This is a genomic window from Prosthecomicrobium sp. N25 (assembly GCF_037203705.1).
In the GTDB taxonomy this organism is placed as follows: Bacteria; Pseudomonadota; Alphaproteobacteria; order Rhizobiales; family Ancalomicrobiaceae; genus Prosthecodimorpha.
In genome coordinates, this window is record NZ_JBBCAT010000003.1 from 267979 (window position 1) to 287709 (window position 19731).

The 19731-nt window shown below is 70.6% G+C and carries 16 protein-coding genes; 10 read left to right on the forward strand and 6 right to left on the reverse strand.

The annotated features are described in order from the left end of the window. Window positions 1-4 precede the first annotated feature (4 nt). A complete protein-coding gene (locus WBG79_RS20400; protein ID WP_337359065.1) occupies window positions 5-658 on the reverse strand; it encodes a glutathione S-transferase family protein in 654 nt (217 codons plus the stop codon). 152 nt (window positions 659-810) lie between these two features. Here WBG79_RS20400 and WBG79_RS20405 point away from each other — a divergent pair, with 152 nt between their 5' ends. The 5 genes from WBG79_RS20405 to WBG79_RS20425 all read left to right on the forward strand — a co-directional run bounded on the left by WBG79_RS20405 (window position 811) and on the right by WBG79_RS20425 (window position 7102). After that, a complete protein-coding gene (locus tag WBG79_RS20405; RefSeq protein WP_337359066.1) occupies window positions 811-1377 on the forward strand; it encodes a biliverdin-producing heme oxygenase in 567 nt (188 codons plus the stop codon). Further along, window positions 1374-3596, forward strand: a complete 2223-nt coding sequence (locus WBG79_RS20410) for an ATP-binding protein (RefSeq protein WP_337359067.1) — start codon at window positions 1374-1376, stop codon at window positions 3594-3596. Before WBG79_RS20405 ends, WBG79_RS20410 begins: the two co-directional genes overlap by 4 nt. Next, the gene (locus tag WBG79_RS20415) at window positions 3593-4048 is read left to right on the forward strand and encodes a response regulator (protein WP_337359068.1); all 456 of its coding nucleotides are present in this window, start codon (window positions 3593-3595) and stop codon (window positions 4046-4048) included. The genes WBG79_RS20410 and WBG79_RS20415 overlap by 4 nt, the downstream gene beginning before the upstream one ends. After that, window positions 4035-6491, forward strand: coding sequence for a response regulator (locus WBG79_RS20420; RefSeq protein WP_337359069.1), 2457 nt, complete (start codon window positions 4035-4037; stop codon window positions 6489-6491). The genes WBG79_RS20415 and WBG79_RS20420 overlap by 14 nt, the downstream gene beginning before the upstream one ends. Before the next feature lie 119 nt (window positions 6492-6610). Then, a complete protein-coding gene (locus WBG79_RS20425; protein ID WP_337359070.1) occupies window positions 6611-7102 on the forward strand; it encodes a GAF domain-containing protein in 492 nt (163 codons plus the stop codon). Here the strand turns inward: WBG79_RS20425 and WBG79_RS20430 are convergent. The 3 genes from WBG79_RS20430 to WBG79_RS20440 all read right to left on the reverse strand — a co-directional run bounded on the left by WBG79_RS20430 (window position 7099) and on the right by WBG79_RS20440 (window position 11709). Beyond that, the gene (locus WBG79_RS20430; RefSeq protein ID WP_337359071.1) at window positions 7099-10425 is read right to left on the reverse strand and encodes a bifunctional diguanylate cyclase/phosphodiesterase; all 3327 of its coding nucleotides are present in this window, start codon (window positions 10423-10425) and stop codon (window positions 7099-7101) included. The genes WBG79_RS20425 and WBG79_RS20430 overlap by 4 nt on opposite strands. Window positions 10426-10589: 164 nt before the next feature. After that, entirely contained in the window at window positions 10590-11138 is a 549-nt protein-coding gene (locus WBG79_RS20435) for a GNAT family N-acetyltransferase (protein WP_337359072.1), read from the reverse strand. Between the two features lie 4 nt (window positions 11139-11142). Further along, window positions 11143-11709 (reverse strand): helix-turn-helix domain-containing protein, encoded by a 567-nt coding sequence (locus WBG79_RS20440; protein ID WP_337359073.1) that lies wholly within the window; start codon window positions 11707-11709, stop codon window positions 11143-11145. Between the two features lie 119 nt (window positions 11710-11828). Between WBG79_RS20440 and WBG79_RS20445 the strand changes: the two genes are divergently transcribed. From WBG79_RS20445 to WBG79_RS20455, 3 genes are all read left to right on the forward strand, one after another. Then, window positions 11829-12329 (forward strand): MarR family winged helix-turn-helix transcriptional regulator, encoded by a 501-nt coding sequence (locus WBG79_RS20445; RefSeq protein WP_337359074.1) that lies wholly within the window; start codon window positions 11829-11831, stop codon window positions 12327-12329. Then, window positions 12319-13533 (forward strand): HlyD family secretion protein, encoded by a 1215-nt coding sequence (locus tag WBG79_RS20450; RefSeq protein ID WP_337359075.1) that lies wholly within the window; start codon window positions 12319-12321, stop codon window positions 13531-13533. The genes WBG79_RS20445 and WBG79_RS20450 overlap by 11 nt, the downstream gene beginning before the upstream one ends. 71 nt (window positions 13534-13604) lie before the next feature. Next, a complete protein-coding gene (locus WBG79_RS20455) occupies window positions 13605-15098 on the forward strand; it encodes a DHA2 family efflux MFS transporter permease subunit (protein ID WP_337359380.1) in 1494 nt (497 codons plus the stop codon). Between the two features lie 358 nt (window positions 15099-15456). Here the strand turns inward: WBG79_RS20455 and WBG79_RS20460 are convergent, their stop codons facing one another. Together WBG79_RS20460 and WBG79_RS20465 are read right to left on the reverse strand one after the other, a co-directional pair. Then, window positions 15457-16353, reverse strand: a complete 897-nt coding sequence (locus tag WBG79_RS20460; RefSeq protein ID WP_337359076.1) for a 3-keto-5-aminohexanoate cleavage protein — start codon at window positions 16351-16353, stop codon at window positions 15457-15459. 18 nt (window positions 16354-16371) lie between these two features. Beyond that, the gene (locus tag WBG79_RS20465; RefSeq protein WP_337359077.1) at window positions 16372-17439 is read right to left on the reverse strand and encodes an alpha/beta fold hydrolase; all 1068 of its coding nucleotides are present in this window, start codon (window positions 17437-17439) and stop codon (window positions 16372-16374) included. 481 nt (window positions 17440-17920) lie between these two features. Between WBG79_RS20465 and WBG79_RS20470 the strand changes: the two genes are divergently transcribed. Further along, window positions 17921-18661 (forward strand): ATP-binding cassette domain-containing protein, encoded by a 741-nt coding sequence (locus WBG79_RS20470; RefSeq protein ID WP_337359078.1) that lies wholly within the window; start codon window positions 17921-17923, stop codon window positions 18659-18661. Continuing rightward, complete coding sequence (locus WBG79_RS20475) at window positions 18651-19700, forward strand: ABC transporter permease (protein ID WP_337359079.1); 1050 nt, start codon at window positions 18651-18653, stop codon at window positions 19698-19700. The genes WBG79_RS20470 and WBG79_RS20475 overlap by 11 nt, the downstream gene beginning before the upstream one ends. Window positions 19701-19731: the final 31 nt, after the last annotated feature.

Consider the following 19731-nt stretch of genomic DNA (forward strand, 5'->3'; position numbering starts at 1 on the left):
CCCGTCAGTCCCGGTCCGGCGCGCCCGGCGGGAAGAAGTGCCGGTAGGGGCGCGCCTCGTCGACGGCGCGCGCGAAGGACGGGCGGGCGAGAAGCTGCGCCCGGTAGTCCCGGAGCCGCCCGCAGGACGGCGGGATCGGCTGCACCCAGTCGGCGTAGAAGAGCGCCGGGGCCGCCGCGCAGTCCGCCAGCCCGAAGCTCTCGCCGGCCGCCCAGGTCCGCCCCCGCAGCCGCCCGTCGAGCCAGCCATAGGCCCGGTCGAGCAGGCTGCGCGCCTCGGCGACGCCGGTCGGGTCCCGGATCTCGGGGCGACGCATGAAGTCGGCCACGACCCGCTGCATGGGCGTCATCACATAGTTGTCGAACGCACGGTCGAGCAGGCGCGCCTCGAGGGCCGCCGCCGGGTCTCCCGGAACCATGCGGGCGGGTCCCGGGTGGTGGAGGTCGAGATGCTCGATGATGATCGTCGATTCGACCACGATCCGGTCCCCGTCGACCAGCACCGGCATCCGCATCACCGGCCAGAGCGCCGCGAAGGCCTCCCGCGCCGCGGGATCGCCGAAGTCGAGATGCTGGTACGTGAAGGCCGTCCCGGCTTCATAGAGCGCCGTCAGGACCTTCTGGCAATAGGACGAGAAGGGGTGGGCATGCAGGATCATGAGCGTTGCGTCCTGGTGATCGGTGGTTCAGGTCGGCAGCCTGCGGCCGCGATGCGGCCATTGTGTTTTGCGGATTCTGGTGATCATACTGCCGAAAATGAGGCTCGACATTGAATTTACTTGACGCGCGGGAACCGTCGATTTCCGCAGGGATGCCCCAGTTTCTCACCTACCTGCTGCGTCAGGGGACCGCGCAGGCCCATGCCCACCTGGAGGCGCGCCTCGCGCTCCTGGACGGGCCGGCGGACCGGGCGCGAATCCGCGGCCTCCTCGCCCGCTTCCATGGCTTCCACGCCGCCTGGGAACCGGCTCTCGCCCGCCACGACGCGCTGCGGCCGGTGCTGGCGGGGCGCTCCAGGCTGCCCCATCTCGCCCGCGACCTCGGCGCGCTCGGCCTCGATCCGGCCGCGCTCGCGGCCCTGCCCGCCTGTCCCGGCGCCGCAGGACTGGCCGCGACCCTGCCGGCCGCCGTCGGGTCCCTCTACGTGGTCGAGGGCTCGACGCTCGGCGGCACGGTGATCGCCCGGGCCCTGGCGAAGGCGCCCTGGCTGCCGGCCGGCGGCCTCGCCTTCTTCCATCCCTACGGACGCGAGACGGGACCGCGCTGGCAGGCGCTCAAGGCCTGGATCGACGGACGGGGCGACGACGTTGATCACGCGGAGGCCGTCGCCGCCGCGGTGCGCACCTTCGGGCTCCTGGCGGAGTGGCTCGATCCATGACGACCGGCACGCCCGAACCCGACCTGGCTGCCTGCGCGGCCGAGCCGATCCACATCCCCGGCGCGATCCAGCCCCATGGGGCGCTGGTGATCCTCGATCCCGCCACGCTCCACGTCCGGCATGCGAGCCGCAATCTCGCCGAGGTGACGGGCCTCGCCCTGCCGCCCGGATCCTGCCTCGCGGAGACCCCGGAGGCCGCCGCGCTGGTAGCCCTGGTCCGCGGCTGGGACCCGGCCGTCGAGACGCGGCTTCTGCGCGTGGTACCGGTCGCCGATCGCTCCCTCCAGCTGGTCGGCCATGCGACCGACCAGGGACTGATCCTCGAGTTCGAAGCCCTCGAGCCAGACACCGCCACCCTGGAGGCCTTCTACCCGCGCCTCGGCCGCTTCCTGGACGAGATCGCCGGGGCCGCGGACGTCGGTGCGATCGCGGAGATCGCGGTCCGGGAGATCCGGTCGTTCACCGGCTTCGACCGCGTCCTTCTCTATACCTTCGACGCCGAAGGCCACGGGACGGTGCTGGCCGAGGATCGCAATGGCGTCCTGCCCTCCTATCTCGGCCTCCGCTTCCCGGCCTCCGACATCCCCGCCCAGGCGCGCGCGCTCTACCGGATGAACCGGATCCGCCTGATCCCGAGCGCTGACTACGTCCCCTGCCCGGTCGAGCCGGCGCTCAGTCCTGTCGACGGGCGGCCGGTCGACCTCTCGTTCTCGGCGCTGCGCAGCGTCTCGCCCGTCCATCTCGAGTACATGCGCAACATGGGCACGGGCTCCTCCATGTCGGTCTCGATCCTGGTCGGCGGCGGGCTCTGGGGCCTCGTCTCCGCCCATTCCGCGGCGCCGCGTTCGGTCGGAGCCCAGATGCGCACCGCCTGCGACCTGCTCGGCCAGGTCCTGTCCCTGCAGATCGACGCCCGCCAGCAGGCCGCCCACGCGGCCGAACGCCTCGACCTGAAGGGCGCCGAGACCGAACTCCTCGCCCGCCTGTCGGAAAGCCCCAGCTTCCAGGAGGGCCTCGTCGCCAACCCGGGCCCGTGGCTCGCCCTCGCCCGCGCGGACGGCGCCGCCGTCGTGACCCGCGACCGCGTCCTCACCGTCGGAACGGCCCCCTCCGAAGACCGGATCCTCGCTCTGGCGGCGCGCCTCCAGTCCGACCGGCAGGAGAGCTACGCGACCGACTCGCTCGCCGCCGACTGGCCGGAGGCCGAGGCCTTCGCGGATGTCGCCAGCGGGGTGATCGCCCTGCCGGTCTCCCAGATCCACCCGGACATGCTGTTCTGGTTCCGGCCCGAGGTCGTCCGCACCGTGAGCTGGAGCGGCGACCCGCGCAAGCCCGTCGAGCCCGGCGGCGGCCGCCTGCATCCGCGCAAGTCCTTCGATCTCTGGAAGGAACAGGTGCGCCTGCACGCCCTGCCCTGGTCGCCCGCCGAGATCGAGAGCGCCGAGGCCTTCCGCACCTCCATCCAGGCGCTCGTGCTCAGGCGGGCCGAGGAACGCGCCGAACTCACCGAGAAGCTCGAGGCCTCCAACCGCGAGCTGGAGGCCTTCTCGTATTCGATCTCGCACGACCTGCGGGCGCCCTTCCGCCACATCGTCGGCTACGCCCAGCTCCTCGCCGATCGCGAGAAGCTGCTCGACGAGCGCTCGCAGCACTACTTGAGAACCATTCGGGAAGCCGCGCTTGCCTCCGGCCGCCTCGTCGACGACCTCCTGCAGTTCTCGCAGCTCGGCCGCTCCCAGTTGAAGACGAGCCCGGTCGACATGCGCAAGCTCGTCGCCGACGTCCGTCGCTCGCTCGAGCCCGACACGGCGGGGCGGTCGATCGAATGGCGGGTCGGCCCCTTGCCGGACGCCTGGGGAGACCCGAGCATGCTGCGGCAGGTCTTCCAGAATCTCCTGCACAACGCGGTGAAATATACCGCCCGCGAGGATCACGCGGTCATCGACATCTCGGCCCGGGACCTCGGCGACAGCGTGGCCTATACGGTCGCGGACAACGGGGTCGGCTTCGAGATGGATTACGTGGGCAAACTGTTCGGAGTGTTCCAACGCCTGCACCGGGCGGAGGACTTCGAAGGCACGGGCATCGGGCTCGCGCTCGTCAAGCGCATCGTGGACCGGCACGGCGGCACCGTGGCGGCGAAGGGAACACCGGGGCAGGGATCGGAGTTCACATTCGTGCTGCCGCGCCGGCGACAGGAAGGGAGGGTCGGACGTTGAGCGACCTGCGCCCGATCCTGCTCGTCGAGGACAACCCTCGAGACCTGGAACTCACCTTGGCCGCGCTCGCCAAATGCCAGCTGGCCAACGACATCGTCGTCGCGCGCGACGGCGCCGAGGCCCTCGACTACCTCTACGCCCGCGGCGCCCATGCCGCTCGCGCGCCCGGCGATCCGGCCGTCATCCTGCTCGATCTGAAGCTGCCGAAGGTGGACGGCCTGGAAGTGCTGGAGAGGGTCAAGACCGATCCGCGCCAGCGCCAAATCCCGATCGTCATGCTGACCTCCTCGCGCGAGGAGCGCGACCTGGTCCGGAGCTACGAACTGGGGGTCAACGCCTTCGTGGTCAAGCCGGTCGAGTTCAACGCCTTTTTCGAGGCGATCCAGGACCTCGGCATGTTCTGGGCGATCCTCAACGAGCCGCCGCCGCGGGGGTCCTATGCGCCCGAATGAGGACCGCGGCGCCAACGCCGTGTCCCGCGTCTGCGTGCTGCTTCTGGAAGACAGCGACCTCGACGCCGAGCTCCTGATGGCCGAGCTCGAGCGGGCCGACGGCGAGTTCCTCGTCACCCGCGTGACCAATCGGGCCGACTTCGTGGACGCCCTCCAGTCGCGCGATTGCGAGATCATCCTCGCGGACTATTCGCTGCCGGACTTCGACGGTCTCACCGCCCTCAGCCTCGCCAGGGAGCTGAAGCCCGAGATCCCCTTCATCTTCGTCTCCGGCGTCGTCGGCGAGGACTTCGCGACCGGCGCCCTGAAGCTCGGTGCCGCCGACTACGTCATGAAGCGCAACCTCGGACGGCTCGACGGCGCCGTGTCGCGGGCGCTCGAGCAGGCCAGGGACAGGGCGGAGCGGCGGCGCGTCGAGGAGGCGCTCCAGCGCAGCGAACTCAGCGCCCGCGTGGCCACCGAGGCCGCCGCACTCGGCCTGTGGAACTACGATGCCGTTCGCCGGGAGTTTCGGTGCGACGCCCGCTGCCGGAGCCTCTTCGGCCTCGATGCCGAGGCCGAGCCGTCCTACGAGATGCTCCTCGACCGTTGCGCCCCGGAAGACCGCGAGCGGGTCCGCAAGGCGGTCGAGGCCGCGAGCGAGGGCTGCGGCGAGCCGAATTGCAGCTTCGACGTCGAGTTCCGCGTTTCGCCGGCCCGCGGGGAGCCCCGCTGGGTCGCCATGCACGGCCAGACCCAGAACGACGGCGACGGGGCCGTCCGGCTCGTCGGCGTGGTGCGCGACACGACGGCCGAGCGCAAGGCCCACGAGACCCTGCAGAACCTCGCCGCCTCCCTGGAGCAGCAGGTCGCCGAGCGCACGGCCGAGCGCGACCGGATCTGGCGCCTGAGCCCGGACCTCTTCGCCGTCGTCGGCTTCGACGGCTGCCTGCGGCGCGTCAACCCGGCCTGGATGTCCATGCTCGGCCACCGCCCGGACGACCTGGTCGGCGCGCGGATCGGACGGATGATCCACCCGGACGACCAGGAGCGCTCGGTGGCCATCGTCGACCGGCTGGGCCGCGGCGACCGCATCGAGCGTTTCGAGAACCGCATCCGTCGCATCGACGGTACCTGGCGATGGATCGCCTGGACGGCGGCGCCGGAAGGGGACGCCTTCTATGCGGTGGGCCGGGACATCACCAGCGAGCGGGCGGCCGCCGAAGCCCTGGCGGAGCGCAACCGCCAGCTCGCCGAGCAGATCGCCGAACGCGAGCGCGTCGAGGAGACCCTCCGCCAGATGCAGCGCCTGGAGGCCGTGGGCCAGCTCACCTCCGGGGTCGCGCACGACTTCAACAATCTCCTGACGGTCATCCTCGGCAACGTGGCCTTCGTCGAGAAGGCGCTCGCCAAGCTGCCCCGGGATCCCCGCCTGGCGCAGCGGCTCGGCCACATGCGGACCGCCGCCGAGCGGGGCGCCAAGCTGACCGCGCAGCTTCTCGCCTTCTCCCGGCGCCAGAAGCTCGAGCCCAAGCCCCTCGACCTCAACGAGACGGTCGCGGGCATGCGCGACCTGCTGCAATCGACCATGGGCGGCAGCATCCGCATCGAGACCGTGCTGAAGCCGGACCTCTGGCCCGCCCTGGTCGACCCAACCCAGATCGAGCTCATCATCCTCAACCTCGCCATCAACGCCCGCGACGCCATGGAGGTCGGCGGCGCTTTGACGGTGGAGACCGCCAACGTCAGGCTCGACACGCCCCCGGCCCGTCCCGAGGAGCCGTCGCCCGGCGACTACGTCATGCTGTCGGTCAGCGACACCGGCTCCGGCATGGCGCCGGAGGTACTCGCCAAGGCCTTCGAGCCCTTCTTCACCACCAAGGACGTCGGCAAGGGCTCCGGCCTCGGCCTCGCCCAGGTATACGGCTTCGCCAAGCAGTCGAGCGGCGGGGTCCGGATCGAGACCCGGCTCGGCGAAGGCACGACCGTGCAGGTCTTCCTGCCCCGCGCCTACGTGGCGGCGCCGGCCCGGGACATCCCGCCCCCGATCGCCCCCGGACCCACCCCGGACACCGGTGGCCGCACCGTGCTCCTCCTCGACGACGACAGTGCCGTCCGGGAGGTGACCTCGGCCATGCTGGAGGAACTCGGCTACGCGGTGCTGGAGGCCGGCAGCGGCAACGCCGCCCTGGACCTTCTTCGCCAGGGCCGGGTCGCCGATCTCCTCCTGGTCGACTACGCCATGCCGGGCATGAACGGCTCGGAAGTCGCCGACGCCGCCCGCCTCATGCATCCCGACCTGCCGGTCCTCTTCATCACCGGCTACGCGGACCTCAAGGCCCTGCGCGACGTCGGCGAGGACCGCATCATCCGCAAGCCCTTCCGGGACGACGAACTCGCCCGCAAGCTCGGCGCCATCCTTCAAGGCACGCCCGATCGCAAGGTGATTCGCCTCCGAAACTGATCCGGCCGCGCCCGGCCCTCCCCCTTCGCCGCCGACCCCCCGACCGGACCAGGCCCGCGCTTGCGCTATGGTGGCTCGGGCGGGGCGGAGCGTGCCGCCCGAGCCCGGAGCAGCCGCAAGTGACCGACACCCGCCTCGCCCGTCTCTGGGCCGTCCTCGCCGAAAAGGGCCAACCGGCGGCCATGGTCCGCGCCGTCGAAGAGGCCGCCGCCGCCGACCCGGGCCACCGGCTCTTCACGCTGATGGCGGTGGAGGGCCACCGCGTCCGCCGGATCCACTCCAGCCGGCCGGACAGGGTCCCGCCCGGCCCCGCCGTCCTCATGCCCCGGACGCCCTGGAGCATCCAAGTCCTGGAGGAGGGCCGGCCCTACTGCGCCGCCGATCCCGAGAGCTTCCGCCGCGCCTTCCCGGACAGCGGCCCGCTCGAGCGCATGGGGCTCGGCTCGGTCGTCAACGTGCCCGTCCTCTACGACGGCGACGTGCTCGGCACTCTCAACCTCCTCGACACCCCCGGCCGCTACGGCCCCGAGGCGGTCGCGACCCTGCAGGCCCTCGCCCCCGTGCTCGTGCCGGCCTTCCTGGAGGAGCGGATCGCCGCGGGCCTGCCCTAGGCCGAGTTCCGCAGGCGCTCCGCCCTCGGGCCCTCGTCGGGGGCGCGGAGCGCGGATCCGCCCATGAGCCCCGGCCGGCCAGCCACCGCCGGCAGGTCGCGGGCGGCGACCGGACGGGAGAAGAGATAGCCCTGGGCGAAATCGCAACCCATCGCGGCGAGAGCCGCGAACTGGCCTTCCGTCTCGACGCCCTCCGCCACCACGACGAGCTCGAGATTGCGGGCGAGCGCGATGATGGTCCGCGCGATCTCCACCGAGGTGGGGTCGGACGGCAGGTTGCGCACGAAGCTCTTGTCGATCTTCAGCTTGTCCAGCGGCAGCCGGCTCAGGTAGGAGAGCGACGAGTAGCCCGTGCCGAAGTCGTCGACCGCCAGCCGGACGCCCAGCTCGCGCAGGGCCGCCAGGCGCCGGTCGGAATCCCCGTGCTCCAGCAGCGCCCCCTCGGTGATCTCCAGTTCGAGGCACTGCGCCGGCAGCCCGGTCTCGTGCAGGATTCGGGCGACGCGCTCCACGATGTCGGCCTGCCGGAACTCCCGGGCCGACAGGTTGACGGCCATCACGTCGAGCCCGAGCCCGGCCTCACGCCAGGCCTGCATCTGACGGCAGGCGGTCGGCAGCACCCAGTCGGTGATCGCGAGGATGAGCCCGGTCTCCTCCGCGAAGGGGATGAACCGCGCCGGCTCGATCACGCCCCGCTCCGGGTCGTTCCAGCGCAGGAGCGCTTCGACGCTGCGGGTCCGGCCGTCCGCGGAGGCGACGACCGGCTGGTAGAGCAGCTCGAACTCGCCCCGCTCGAGCGCCCGGCGGAGTCCGACCTCGATCTCGAGCTTCTGGGCAGCGGCCTGGGTGAGCCCGCGCGTATAGAAGCGGTAGGTCGAGCCGCCTGCCGCCTTGGCCTCGTAGAGCGCCGCGTCCGCGTGCTGCAGCACCTCCGTGGCGGAGGTGCCGTCATGCGGGAAGACCGAGATCCCGAGGCTGACCGAGATGTAGAGGCTGCGCCCGCCCGACAGCACGTATTCCTCCGCCCCGAGCCGGTTCCACCGCTCCGCGAGCTCTGCCACCGCCTCCCGGCCGGGGGCGTCGGGAACCAGGCAGACGAATTCGTCCCCGCCGAGCCGCGCCAGGATCGCCCCGGGCAGGAGATCGCGCCGCAACCGGTCCGCCACCAGGACGATGAGCTCGTCGCCGGCCGCGTGGCCGAGACTGTCGTTGACCGTCTTGAAGCGGTCCAGGTCGAGGAAGATCACCGCCCCGATCGCGCCGCGCACGGCGGCCTGCTCGATGGAGCGGGCCAGCATGCCCATCAGCATGAAGCGGTTGGGCAGATCGGTCAGGGGATCGTGGTTGGCGAGGTAGGCGAGCCGCGCCTCCGAGGTCTTCAACTGGCCGATGTCGATGAAGGTGCCGAGGCGGTGGGTGACCTGGCCCGCCGCGTCGCGCACCGTCGAGATGGTCAGCCACTCGGGGAAGAGTTCGCCGTTGCGGCGCCGGTTCCAGATCTCGCCCTGCCAGTGTCCCGTCTCCTCCACGGACCGCCAGAGAGCCTTGTAGAAGCCGACGTCGTGCAGGCCCGAACTGAGGATGCTCATGCGGCGCCCGGTTACCTCGTCGGCGGCCCACCCGGTGATGGTGGTGAAGGCCGGGTTGACGTCGACGATGCGGCCGCGCGGGTCGGTGATGACCACGGCCTCCTGGGTGTTGGAGAAGACCGCGGCCGCCCGCCGGAGTTCCTCTTCGACGAGACGGCGCTCGCTGACGTCGTGGAAGGCGGCGATGACGTAGGGCTCGCCGGTCGCGGCATGCTCGGCGCGGCAGGCCGACACCATCACGGTCGCGACGGTGCCGTCGGACCTGCGGATCCTGCGCTCGGCCAGGCAGGTCTCCTTGGTCCCGGTCAGAAGGCCCCGGACCGAATCGGCCGCCGATTCGAGGTCGTCGGGGTGGATCAGGTCCGCGATGGCGACCGACCGGATCGCCTCCGCGTCGTAGCCGGTCATGTGCAGGAACGCGCTGTTGAATTCGCTCCAGCGCCCGTCCGCCGTGATGCTGACGATCCCGACCTGGACCTGCTCGAAGGTGGCCCGGTAGCGGTCTTCCGCCGCCTGCATCAGCCGGGCCTGGGACAGGTGCGCCATGGCCGCCCCGAGGCGCTGGCGCTGCCACAGGAGGACGGCGAGCGCGATCGAGGCCGCGAAGGCGATCGCCACGGCCACCCCCGCGGCCACCGCCAGGTGCTTGAGGTTGGCGAGCGCCTCGCCCTCGTCGATGGAGACGAACAGCGACCAGCCGGTTTGCGGAACCTCGAGCCCGGCGGCGAGGATGGGGCGGCCGTCCCGATCCTGGCTCGAGATCCGTCGTTCGCCCGACATCGCCCGGCGCACGGCAGGATCCGCGGCCCCGACGTCCTGAACCGACATCCGGACCTGGTCCGTCCCCCCGTTGCCCGAAAGGATCTCGATCTCGTCGTCCTGCATCCGCACCAGCAGCGTGCGTTCCGTTGCGGCGGCCGTGACCCGGGCCACCACCATGGGAAACAGTTCGTCCGAGGGCCGCAGGTCGCCGACCACCACACCGAGCGGCGAGGCGAACGTCCGATCCGTGGAGCGAAACGGAATCATGAAGGCGAGCCGAAGCGTCCCGTCCTGGTGCCGGTGGGCGTCGAGCACGGCCGGCACTCCCGCCAGGGCGCGCGCGAAGGCCGCTCGATGCTCCTCGATGTCGTCCTGCCCGTCGCCGGCGAGCCTCGTCCGGTCGAGGGCGAACAGGCCCACGGAGGCGAAGCCGTACCGGGCGCGCAAGCCGTCGATGACCGCTTCGAGGGACGCCCGGTCGAGCGGCGACCCCGTCGCCATGACGCGCGCGAGGGCATCCCGGTGCAGGGGGCTCTCGGCGAAGTCCTCCAGGTTGCGGCGTCGCTCCGAGACCCAGCGCGAGATCGCCTGGGCACGGGCGGCGGTCACCAGTTCCATCTTCTCCAGCGCGAGCCGGCGCAGGGCATCCGCTTCCGCCCGGTACACCACGGTCCCGATCAGGCCGGTCGTCGCCATCGCGGCCGAGATGGCGAGCACCAGCGTGAGAGAGGACCCGGCCTTCGGGGCTTCCGCCGGGGCCGTCTCGGAGGCGAAGCGCCGAAGCGCGAGATAGAGGAGGCCGGCCGTGACCGCGACGAACACGACCCCCTTGAACTTCGCGATGGCGACGATCGCGCCCGGGTCGGCGATCTGCGCCAGCAGGCTGTCGGACGCGAAGATCCAGACCGTCGCCCCCAGCGCATAGGCGGCGACGATGCGCAGGATCAGTGCGTGACTGCGTTCCGGCGTCATCCCTGCCTTTGTCTTTCCCTGGGTCTGCTCCGCGGGGCGCCGGGACGACCGTCGTCGCGCAAGGCCTCGAAGGAGTGACAATCTGGCACGGGATGTCTTTGGAATTCCTTATCGTGATGAAAATGACAAAGCTCTGGGTTGTAGTCCCTTGTGGAGGCGAGCCGTCAGGCCGGGCCGCTGGCCGCCGCTCCGGCCGCCCCGATCCGCTTCCAGTAGAGGAGCGTGCCGGTGAGCCCCCCATGCGGCTTCAGCGCATAGTCCGGGATCTCGCCGGCCAGCGTGAAGCCCCGCTGCTCATAGAGGCCCCGCGCGCCGCCGTCGGTGGCGGTGTCGAGGACCAGGAGCGTCCGGCCCCGCGCGACCGCGTGGCGCTCCGCCTCCTCCATCAGGGCGCGCGCGAGCCCTTGCCCGCGGTGGTCGGGATGGGTCATCAGCTTGGCGATCTCGCCACGATGGGGCTGGTTGGGCGGACAGTCGAGGTGGAGCGTGACGGTGGCCGCCAGGCTGCCGTCCACGAAGGCGCCGAGCACCAGCCGCTCCCCCCGCGCCGCGGCGGCGAGCGCGCCGTCCCAGAAGGCCCGCGCCCGCTCCCGGGGCAGCGGGTGCATGAAGCTGACCGACCCGCCCCCCGCCACGACGGCCACCAGGATGTCAGCGAGCCGCTCGATGACCGGCGGATCGGGCGTCAGGGGAACGATGCGGGCTTGGGTCACGGCACTACTCCCGGGCGAGGGCGACGACATACGTGCAGGGATCGGGACCGGGGTTCTCGAACACCACCTCGGCCGGCGGCCCGAACCCCAGACAGTCGCCCGGCGACAGCTCGTGGCGGTCGGCACCCTCCTCCAGCACGAGCCGGCCCGACCGGAGCCAGAGAACCTGGCGGATGCGCGCGTAGGACGAGGCGGGCAGCGTGACCCGCCGGCCGGCCGGCAGTTCGACCTCGACGATCTCCACCGGGTGGTCGGGCCGGCTGAAGATCTGGCGGCGACGATAGCCGGTCTCCGGATCGCGCCAGACCGGCTGGTCGGCGGCGCGGCATAGCCGGTCCCGGTCCCCTTCCGCGCGCAGGAGGAAGCCGGCCAGGGTCAGGTCGAAGGCGCCCGCGATGCGGACGAGGATCACGGCCGTGGGGCTCGTCTCCGCCCGCTCGATCTTGCTGAGCGTCGCCTTGGCGACGCCGGAGCGCTCGGCGAGATCGGCGAGCGACCAGCCCCGGGCGCTCCGCTCCTGCCGCAGGACGCGTGCGATGGCTACGGAGGGATCGTCCACGATAGTAGTCATGCGTCTCTTTTACTGGATGAATGGTCTCCTCGCAAGGGCGCTCCGCACCATGCGGCGACAGCATGCCAGCCTTCCCGATTCCAAGTGGCACATATCATAAGCATGCTTATATTGAGCCTATGACACAGAAACCGATCCTCACCGGCGCCGATCCTCGGCGCGAAGCCTTCCTCCTGCTCGTCGATGCCGCCCGGATGGTCCGGACCCATGTCGACCACAAGGCGCGGGAGCAGGGAACCACGCGCGCGCAGTGGGCGTTGCTCGGTCGCCTCTCCCGACAGGAGGGCCTCACCCAGGCGGAATTGGCGGATCTCCTGGAGATCCAGCCGATCTCGCTGACCCGCCTGGTGGACCGGCTCGACGCCCAGGGCTTCGTGGAGCGCCGCCCGCATCCGACCGACCGTCGGGCCAACAGGCTCTTCATCACGAATGCCGGCCGCGAGGCGCTCGCCAACTTCGCGCCGCTGGCCGCCGAGGTCATGCAGGAAATCTTCGCGGGGCTCGATCCGGAGGCGGTCGCCTCCCTGGCCGCCGTGCTCGACCGCGTGAAGCGCAATTGCAAGGCCGCCGCCGAAGCCCGGTGCGCCGCGGCCAGGACGGAGCTTTCCCATGCCGGCTGACGCCACCCCCGAGAAGACCGAGACCACGGCCGTGCCGCGCGAAGGCGCGGTCGCGACCGCGGGCGGCGGCCTCCCGGCAACCGCGCCCCAGGTAAGGCCGCAGCCCGAACCCCGCCGGCGTCGCCGGGGGATCCGCTTCCTCCTCATGGTGTTGGTGCCGCTGCTCGCCGCCGCGGGAGGCTTTGCCTTCTACCTGCACGGCGGCCGCTACGTCTCCACCGACAACTCCTACGTGGGCGCCGAGAAGGTGCTGATCACGCCGGAGGTCTCAGGCCGCGTCGTCTCGATCGCCGTGACCGAGGGCCAGCCCGTGCAGCCCGGCGATCCGCTCTTCCAGATCGACCCCGAGCCCTACCGGCTGGCGTTGCGCGAGGCGGAGGCGAAGGTCGAGGGCGTGCGGTCGGACCTCGCCGGCCTGAAGACGACGGTCGAGAGCCTCGGCCGCCAGATCGACATCGCCAGCGAGAGCGCGGACCTTCGCGAGAAAGACCTGGAGCGCAAGCAGGCCCTCTACGGCAACAAGGTCACCACCCAGACCGAGGTCGAGACCGTGCGAATCGCCTTGGCGACGGCGCGCGCCCATTTGGAGACCCTGCGGCAGCAGCGCGCGACTGCCCTCGACCAGCTCCTGGGCAAGCCGCAACTCGCCGTCGAGGACTACCCGCCCTACCGCGAGGCCGTGACCCGGCGCGACCGGGCTGCCCGGGACCTCGAGAACACGCTCCTGCGCTCCCCGATCGCCGGGGTCGCCACCCAGGTGCCCGCGATCCAGATGGGCCGCTACCTCTCCGCCGGCACGACCGTCTTCGCGATCGTGGCCACCGACCGGATGTGGGTCGACGCCAACCCGAAGGAGACCGACCTCGAGTTCGTCACCCGCGGACAGCCCGTCGAGGTTCGCGTCGACACCTATCCCGACAAGGTTTTCCGGGGCACGGTGGAGTCGATCAGCCCCGGTACGGGCGCGCAATTCTCGATCCTTCCGCCCCAGAACGCCTCCGGGAACTGGGTGAAGGTCGTCCAGCGCATCCCCGTGCGCGTCGCCTTCGACGCCGGCCAGGACCTGTCCGGCCTCCGCGCCGGCATGAGCGCCGACGTCGCCATCGACACCGGCCGCCAGCGCAGCCTCGCCGGGCTCTTCGGCCTGGAGGCCGCCGCCGGCGTCCCCGCGCGCAAGCCGCCGCTGCCGAGGAAGGGATCGTGAGCACGGCCGCCGCGCCGGCGGGGGCCGCCGCGCCGGCGGGGACCGCCGGGAAGCGCGCCCCGAACCGCACCATGATCACCGTCTGCGTGATGGCGGCGACGATCATGCAGGCCCTCGACACGACCATCGCCAACGTGGCGCTGCCCTACATGCAGGGCAGCCTGTCGGCGACCCTCGACCAGGTGAGCTGGGTCCTGACCTCCTACATCGTGGCCGCCGCCATCATGACCGCCCCGGTCGGCTGGCTCGCCATGCGCTTCGGCCGCAAGAAGGTGCTGATCGTCTGCGCGGCCGGGTTCACCCTCGCCAGCATGCTGTGCGGCATTGCCCAGTCCATCACCGACATGGTGCTCTACCGGCTCCTCCAGGGCGTCTTCGGTGCCGCCCTGGTGCCGCTGAGCCAGGCCGTCATGATGGACATCTATCCCCCCGAGAAGCGCGGCCAGGCCATGGCGGTGTGGGGCATGGGCGTCATGCTCGGCCCCATCATGGGCCCGACGCTGGGCGGCTGGCTCACCGAGACCCTGTCCTGGCACTGGGTCTTCTTCGTCAACCTGCCCTTCGGCATCGCGACCGTCCTCGGCCTGATGACCTTTATGGAGGAGACCGAGGCGCGCCCCATGGGCTTTGACTGGTTCGGCTTCGCGGCGCTGTCCATCGGCATCGGCGCGCTCCAGTTGATGCTCGACCGGGGCGAGAGCGTCGGCTGGTTCGACAGCGCCGAGATCGTCGCCGAGGCGGTCGTATCCGGCGCGGGCTTCTGGTACTTCGTCGTCCATTCGTTGACCGCCGAGAAGCCCTTCATCCCGATCCAGATCTTCCGGGACACGAACTTCACCGTCGGGGTGCTGTTCATGTTCGTGATCGGCATCATCCTCCTGGCCACCATGGCGCTGATCACCCCCTTCGTGCAGAGCGTCATGGGCTATCCGGTGATGCAGGCCGGGCTCCTCCTCGGCACCCGCGGCGTCGGCACAATGGTGTCCATGATGATCGCCGGGCGGCTCCTGGGCCGCGTCGACGCGCGCCTCCTGATCCTGACCGGCCTCGGGCTGTCGACCCTGCCCATGGTCCTGATGATCGGCATCACCCCCGACATCAGTGCCTTCACGATCGTCTGGACCTCGGTCGTCCAGGGCCTCGGCCTCGGCCTCGTCTTCGTGCCCATGAACACGGTCGCCTTCGCGACGCTCCCGGCCCGCTACCGCACCGAGGGCGCGGCGGTCTGGACCCTGATCCGCAACATGGGCAGCGCCGTGGGCGTGTCGATCGTCATCGCCGAGCTGAGCTCGACCACGACCGTCATGCACGCCCGCCTCGCCGAACTCGTGACGCCCTGGAACCTCGGCCTGCAATTCCCCGGCGCCGCCATGATGGACCCCGCCACCGAGGCCGGCCGGGCCTTGCTCGAGCGCCTCGTCACCTCCCAGGCGCTCACCATCGCGTACCAGAACGACTTCAAGCTGATGACGGTCATCAGCCTGCTCGCCGTGCCGCTGCTCCTGCTGATCCGGACCGCCAAGCGCCCCGCCTCGGTCGCGCCCGCGGCCGCCCACGCCGACTGACGCCCAGCTGGTTCTTCCAAGCCGGGGGCGGAAACGGCAATCGGCCGGAGGGCGCTATTGGGGCACCGCCCTCCGGCCGACCCGACTCGCCGCGTGGGCGAGGCAGTCCACGTCCAACTCGCAGGCCCGAATGCATGCCGGAGCCTGCAAGTGCGATCGTGGCGATCCTCTACCAGAATGGCATCAATTCAGTCCATTGTTGCCCTTACGAATAGAAAAAATGTCAGGATGGCGGCCGTGACTGCTCCGCAGGCGAGCGCGCTGGCCCTCCTTGCAGAGGGGCCGAGATCGGACGGCAGCCGATTGCGCTGCCCGGGCTCGTGGCTAGTCCGGGGACCCGCCGCGCCGATCCGCTCGTTCAAGGGACCGAATCGGTTCGGGCCGCCGCGCGGCGAACCTCGGCGGTCGTCGCCGGATCGCGCCCGAGCGCGCGCACCCGTCGCACCGCCGCGTCGACGAGCGCCCGGTTGGACCGCGCCTCGCCGAAGATCGCGTCCTCCAGCCCGACCCGGACATGACCGCCGCGCGCGACGGCCGGTTCGATGAGCGCGTCGATGTCGACGCCGAGCCCCGCGACCATCCAGGCAGCCCCGGGCGCAACCTCGCCGAGAAGCCGCAGATGCGCCTCCAGCGCCCAGTCCCGCGGAGGGAAGCCCCAGGCGAAGCGATCGGAGAACATCAGGCGGTACACCGGCGTCCTCAGGCCCGGCGACCGCGCCGCCAGCGCCGCGCCGAGCCGGCTGAACCCGGGCTCGTAGATCGCGTAGCTCGGCCGGATGCCGTGCGCCGCCGAGACCCGCAGCCCCTCGCCCACATGGCTCTCCGGATTGAGATAGACGAAGCCCGGCTCGCCCGCCGCGATGGCGTCGAGCCTTGCGAAGTTGACCGACCCGGGGTCGACCACCGTCCATTCCAGGAGACCGCGCCGGCCGAGTTCGTCGATATGCCGGAATCGGTCCCGCGCCCCGGCCGGCTCGAAGGCGCCGAGGCCGGAGCCCGCGAGCGGGATCGTCGGGTAGGCGATCACGTCGGCCCGTGCCCGGATGCCCTCGATGATGCGTGCGTAGATCTCCCAGTCGTCCTGCTGCCGGCCGGTCGCCTCGTCATAGGCGTGGAAGTGGACGATCGCCGCCCCGGCTTCCGCGGCCGCGATACCCTCGGCCACGATCTCGGAGACCGAAACCGGGATCCCGGGCTGCAGCCCGCGACCCCACGGCCCGTTGAGGGCGGCCTCGATCCACACCGGCTCGGCCATCGCGCGCCGCCCGTCCCTTCACATCTTCGGCACGCTCGCCAGGAATTCGGCGAGCTGCGGCGCCCAGAGCTTCGCCATGCCCCCGGTCGTCCCGTGGCCGGCCGTGGCCGTGCTCGCCGGAATGACGTGGAGGCGGCCGTTCTTCACCTGCTTCATGGCCTCGGCCATCAGGCCGGTCGACACCGGGTTGCGCTCGTCGTCGGCCGAGTTGATGGCGAGCACGTGAGCCTTGATGGCGGAGAGCTTCGCCGACGGGTCGTAGTCCGCCGAGGAGGCCCACTGGTAGAGGAAGTCGTTCGTGTCCGCCGTGAACGCCGCCTTGAGCCGGGCGTCGATGATTTTGTCGGCCGCCTCGCGGGTCGGCGCCTGGCTCTGCAGGGCCATGTCGCCGCCGTTCGTGCCGGTGCCGTAGAAGACGTTCGCGATGGCGGCGAACTTCGGCGGCGTCGTGTAGTTGCCGCCCTTGTAGTCGGGGTCGGCCTTGATGGTCTCGATCATCAGGCGGCGCATCATCCAGTTGCGGCCCGACATCGCGGTCGGCTGCGAGGCCATCGGCACGATGGCGTCCATCATCTCCGGATAGCGCGTGCCCCAGACCCAGGCATGCATGCCGCCCATCGAATTTCCGAGCACGAGGCGGAGGTGCTTGATGCCGAGGCCCTCGGTAACGAGCCGGTATTGGGCGTCGACCATGTCGTCGTAGTTGTAGGCCGGATACTCGGCCTTGAGACCGTCCGACGGCTTCGACGACTTGCCGGCCCCGAGCGCGTCGGGAAGGATGATGAAATACTTCTTCGCGTCGAGCGACTGGCCTTCGCCGAAGAGCTCCCCCGCGAAGCCGGGCGTCAGCATGCTCTGGGCAGACCCGGCGGTCCCGTGCAGGATCAGCACCGGCTCGCCGGTCGGCTCGCCGATGGTCTTGTAGGCGAGACGGACTTCCGCGTGGCGGTCGCCGGTATGGAACTTGAAGTCCTTGGCGACATAGACGCCGTCCTTCGGCGCCGGATAGTCGGCCGCCAGGGCGGGACCGAGGACGAGGCAGGCGGCGAGCCCGGCCAGGGCCGCGAGGCTGGTGCGAAGCGTCATGGTGTTCCTCCCGTGGCCGCCTCTGGCGGGCGGCCTCGGACCAGACGCTAAGCCCCGCAGCCCCCGCCCCGCAAGCCTCTCCCGCGCCGGCGCGCGGCGGCCGGCGCCGGGCGCAGGCGAGCCGCATGACGGAACCCTGACAGTCTCGACAGGCGTCGCGAGTCCTTCCCCAAGCTGAGACGAGTCTCGACCAGGCGGAAAGCACGTGTCATGTCGCCATGGTTCTCGAAACGCCAAGAGACGTGACCGCGATGACCTGGGAAGACTTCCGCTTCGACGGTCCTATACTGCAAACCACGCCAGACGCTCCCGATGTCTTGGCAGAATATTTCATTCGTGCAAAATGTTCTTGCCACTCCCAAGAAACGGGGTATCCTCACACAAAAGCATCGGCCTCCCTGACGGGGCCGGGCAGATGCCGGCGCCAGACCGGCATGGGAGGAGATCGCATGGCCGGCACGGCATCGTCGGGGGCTCGTCCATGAGCCTCCTGACTCTCAGGCACGTTTCCAAGAGCTTCGGCGCCATCAAGGCGCTCCAGGACGTCGACCTGTCGATCGGCAAGGGCGAGATCGTCGGCCTGATGGGCGACAACGGCGCCGGCAAATCGACCCTCGTCAAGCTGATCGCCGGCAACTTCCCCCCGACCTCGGGCGAGATCGTGCTCGACGGGGAGGTCTGCCATTTCCACAAGCCCGTCGAGGCCCGCAAGAAAGGCATCGAGGTCGTCTACCAGGACCTCGCCCTCTGCGACAACCTCACGGCCGCCGCCAACGTCTTCCTCGGCCGCGAGATCAAGCGCAAGGTCGGTCCGTTCAAGTTCCTCGACCACAAGGCCATGGTCCACAGGGCCGGCCAGATCTTCGTCGAGCTGAAGTCGGAGACCAGGCCCCGCGACCTCGTCCGCCAGATGTCGGGCGGCCAGCGCCAGGCGGTCGCCATCGCCCGCACCCGCCTCTCCAACGCCAAGATCGTGCTGATGGACGAGCCGACCGCGGCGATCAGCGTGCGTCAGGTCGCCGAGGTGCTCGACCTCATCCGCCGCCTGCGCGACGCCGGCATCGCGGTCGTCCTGATCTCCCACCGCATGCCCGACGTCTTCGCCGTCTGCGACCGGGTCGTCGTGATGCGCCGTGGCCGCAAGGTCGCCGACAAGCAGATCCGCCTCTCCTCGCCCGAGGAGGTGACGGGCCTCATCACGGGGGCGATCCATGCCGCATGAGCCGACCGCGCCCACGGCCGCGCAGGACTCCGTCGCCATCGAGAACATGCTGTCCGTCAAGGAGAAGAGCCTCCTGGACCATCTCCTGTCGGCCCAGTCCTTCTGGGTGACGGTCGTCTTCCTCTCGATCTTCGCCTTCATGAGCTGGCTGCAGCCCGACAGCTTCCCGACGGCCAACAACCTCTACAACATCTCCCGCAACTTCGCCTTCATCGGCATCATGGCGCTGGGCATGACCTGCGTCATCCTGACGGGCGGCATCGACCTCTCGGTCGGCTCGATCATGGGCATGGTGGCGGTGGTCTGCGGCCTCGTCCTGCAGGCCCAGTACCCGTGGTACGCGGCCGTGGCGGCCGGCCTCCTCGCCGGCGGGGCGGTCGGCGTCGTGAACGGCTTCTTCGTCGCCTATGTCGGCCTGTCCTCCTTCGTGGTCACGCTCGGCGCCATGTCGATCGCCCGCTCGCTCGCGATCGTCCTGTCCGGCAACAAGATGATCTACGACTTCGGCCCCAGCGGCCCGACCTTCAAGCTCCTCGGCGGCGGCGACAACCTCGGCCTGCCCCTGCCCTTCCCCATCGCCAACCCGGTGCTGATCCTGATCGTCCTGACGATCGTGCTCGCCCTCGTGCTGCGGATGAGCGCCTGGGGCCGCCATCTCTACGCCATCGGCGGCAACGAGCACGCCGCCACCCTGACGGGCGTCAACGTCAAGGCCGTCAAGCTCTCCGCCTACGTGATCTCGGCCCTCTCCGCCTCGCTCGCCTCGATCCTGATCGTCGGCTGGCAGGGCTCCGCCATCAATGCCCTCGGCCAGTCCTACGAATTGCGCGTCATCGCCTCGACGGTGATCGGCGGCGCGGACCTGATGGGCGGCGCCGGCGGAGCCTACGGCGCCTTCATCGGCGCGGCCCTGATCGAGCTCATCCGAAACTCGCTGCTCATGGCCGGCGTCGATTCCAACTGGCAGGGCGCCTTCGTCGGCGTGATCATCATCCTGGCGGTCCTGCTCGAGCGGGTCCGCGGACGCAAGCGGGCCTGACCGAACCCCACGGCCAAGCCTGAAGTCAACG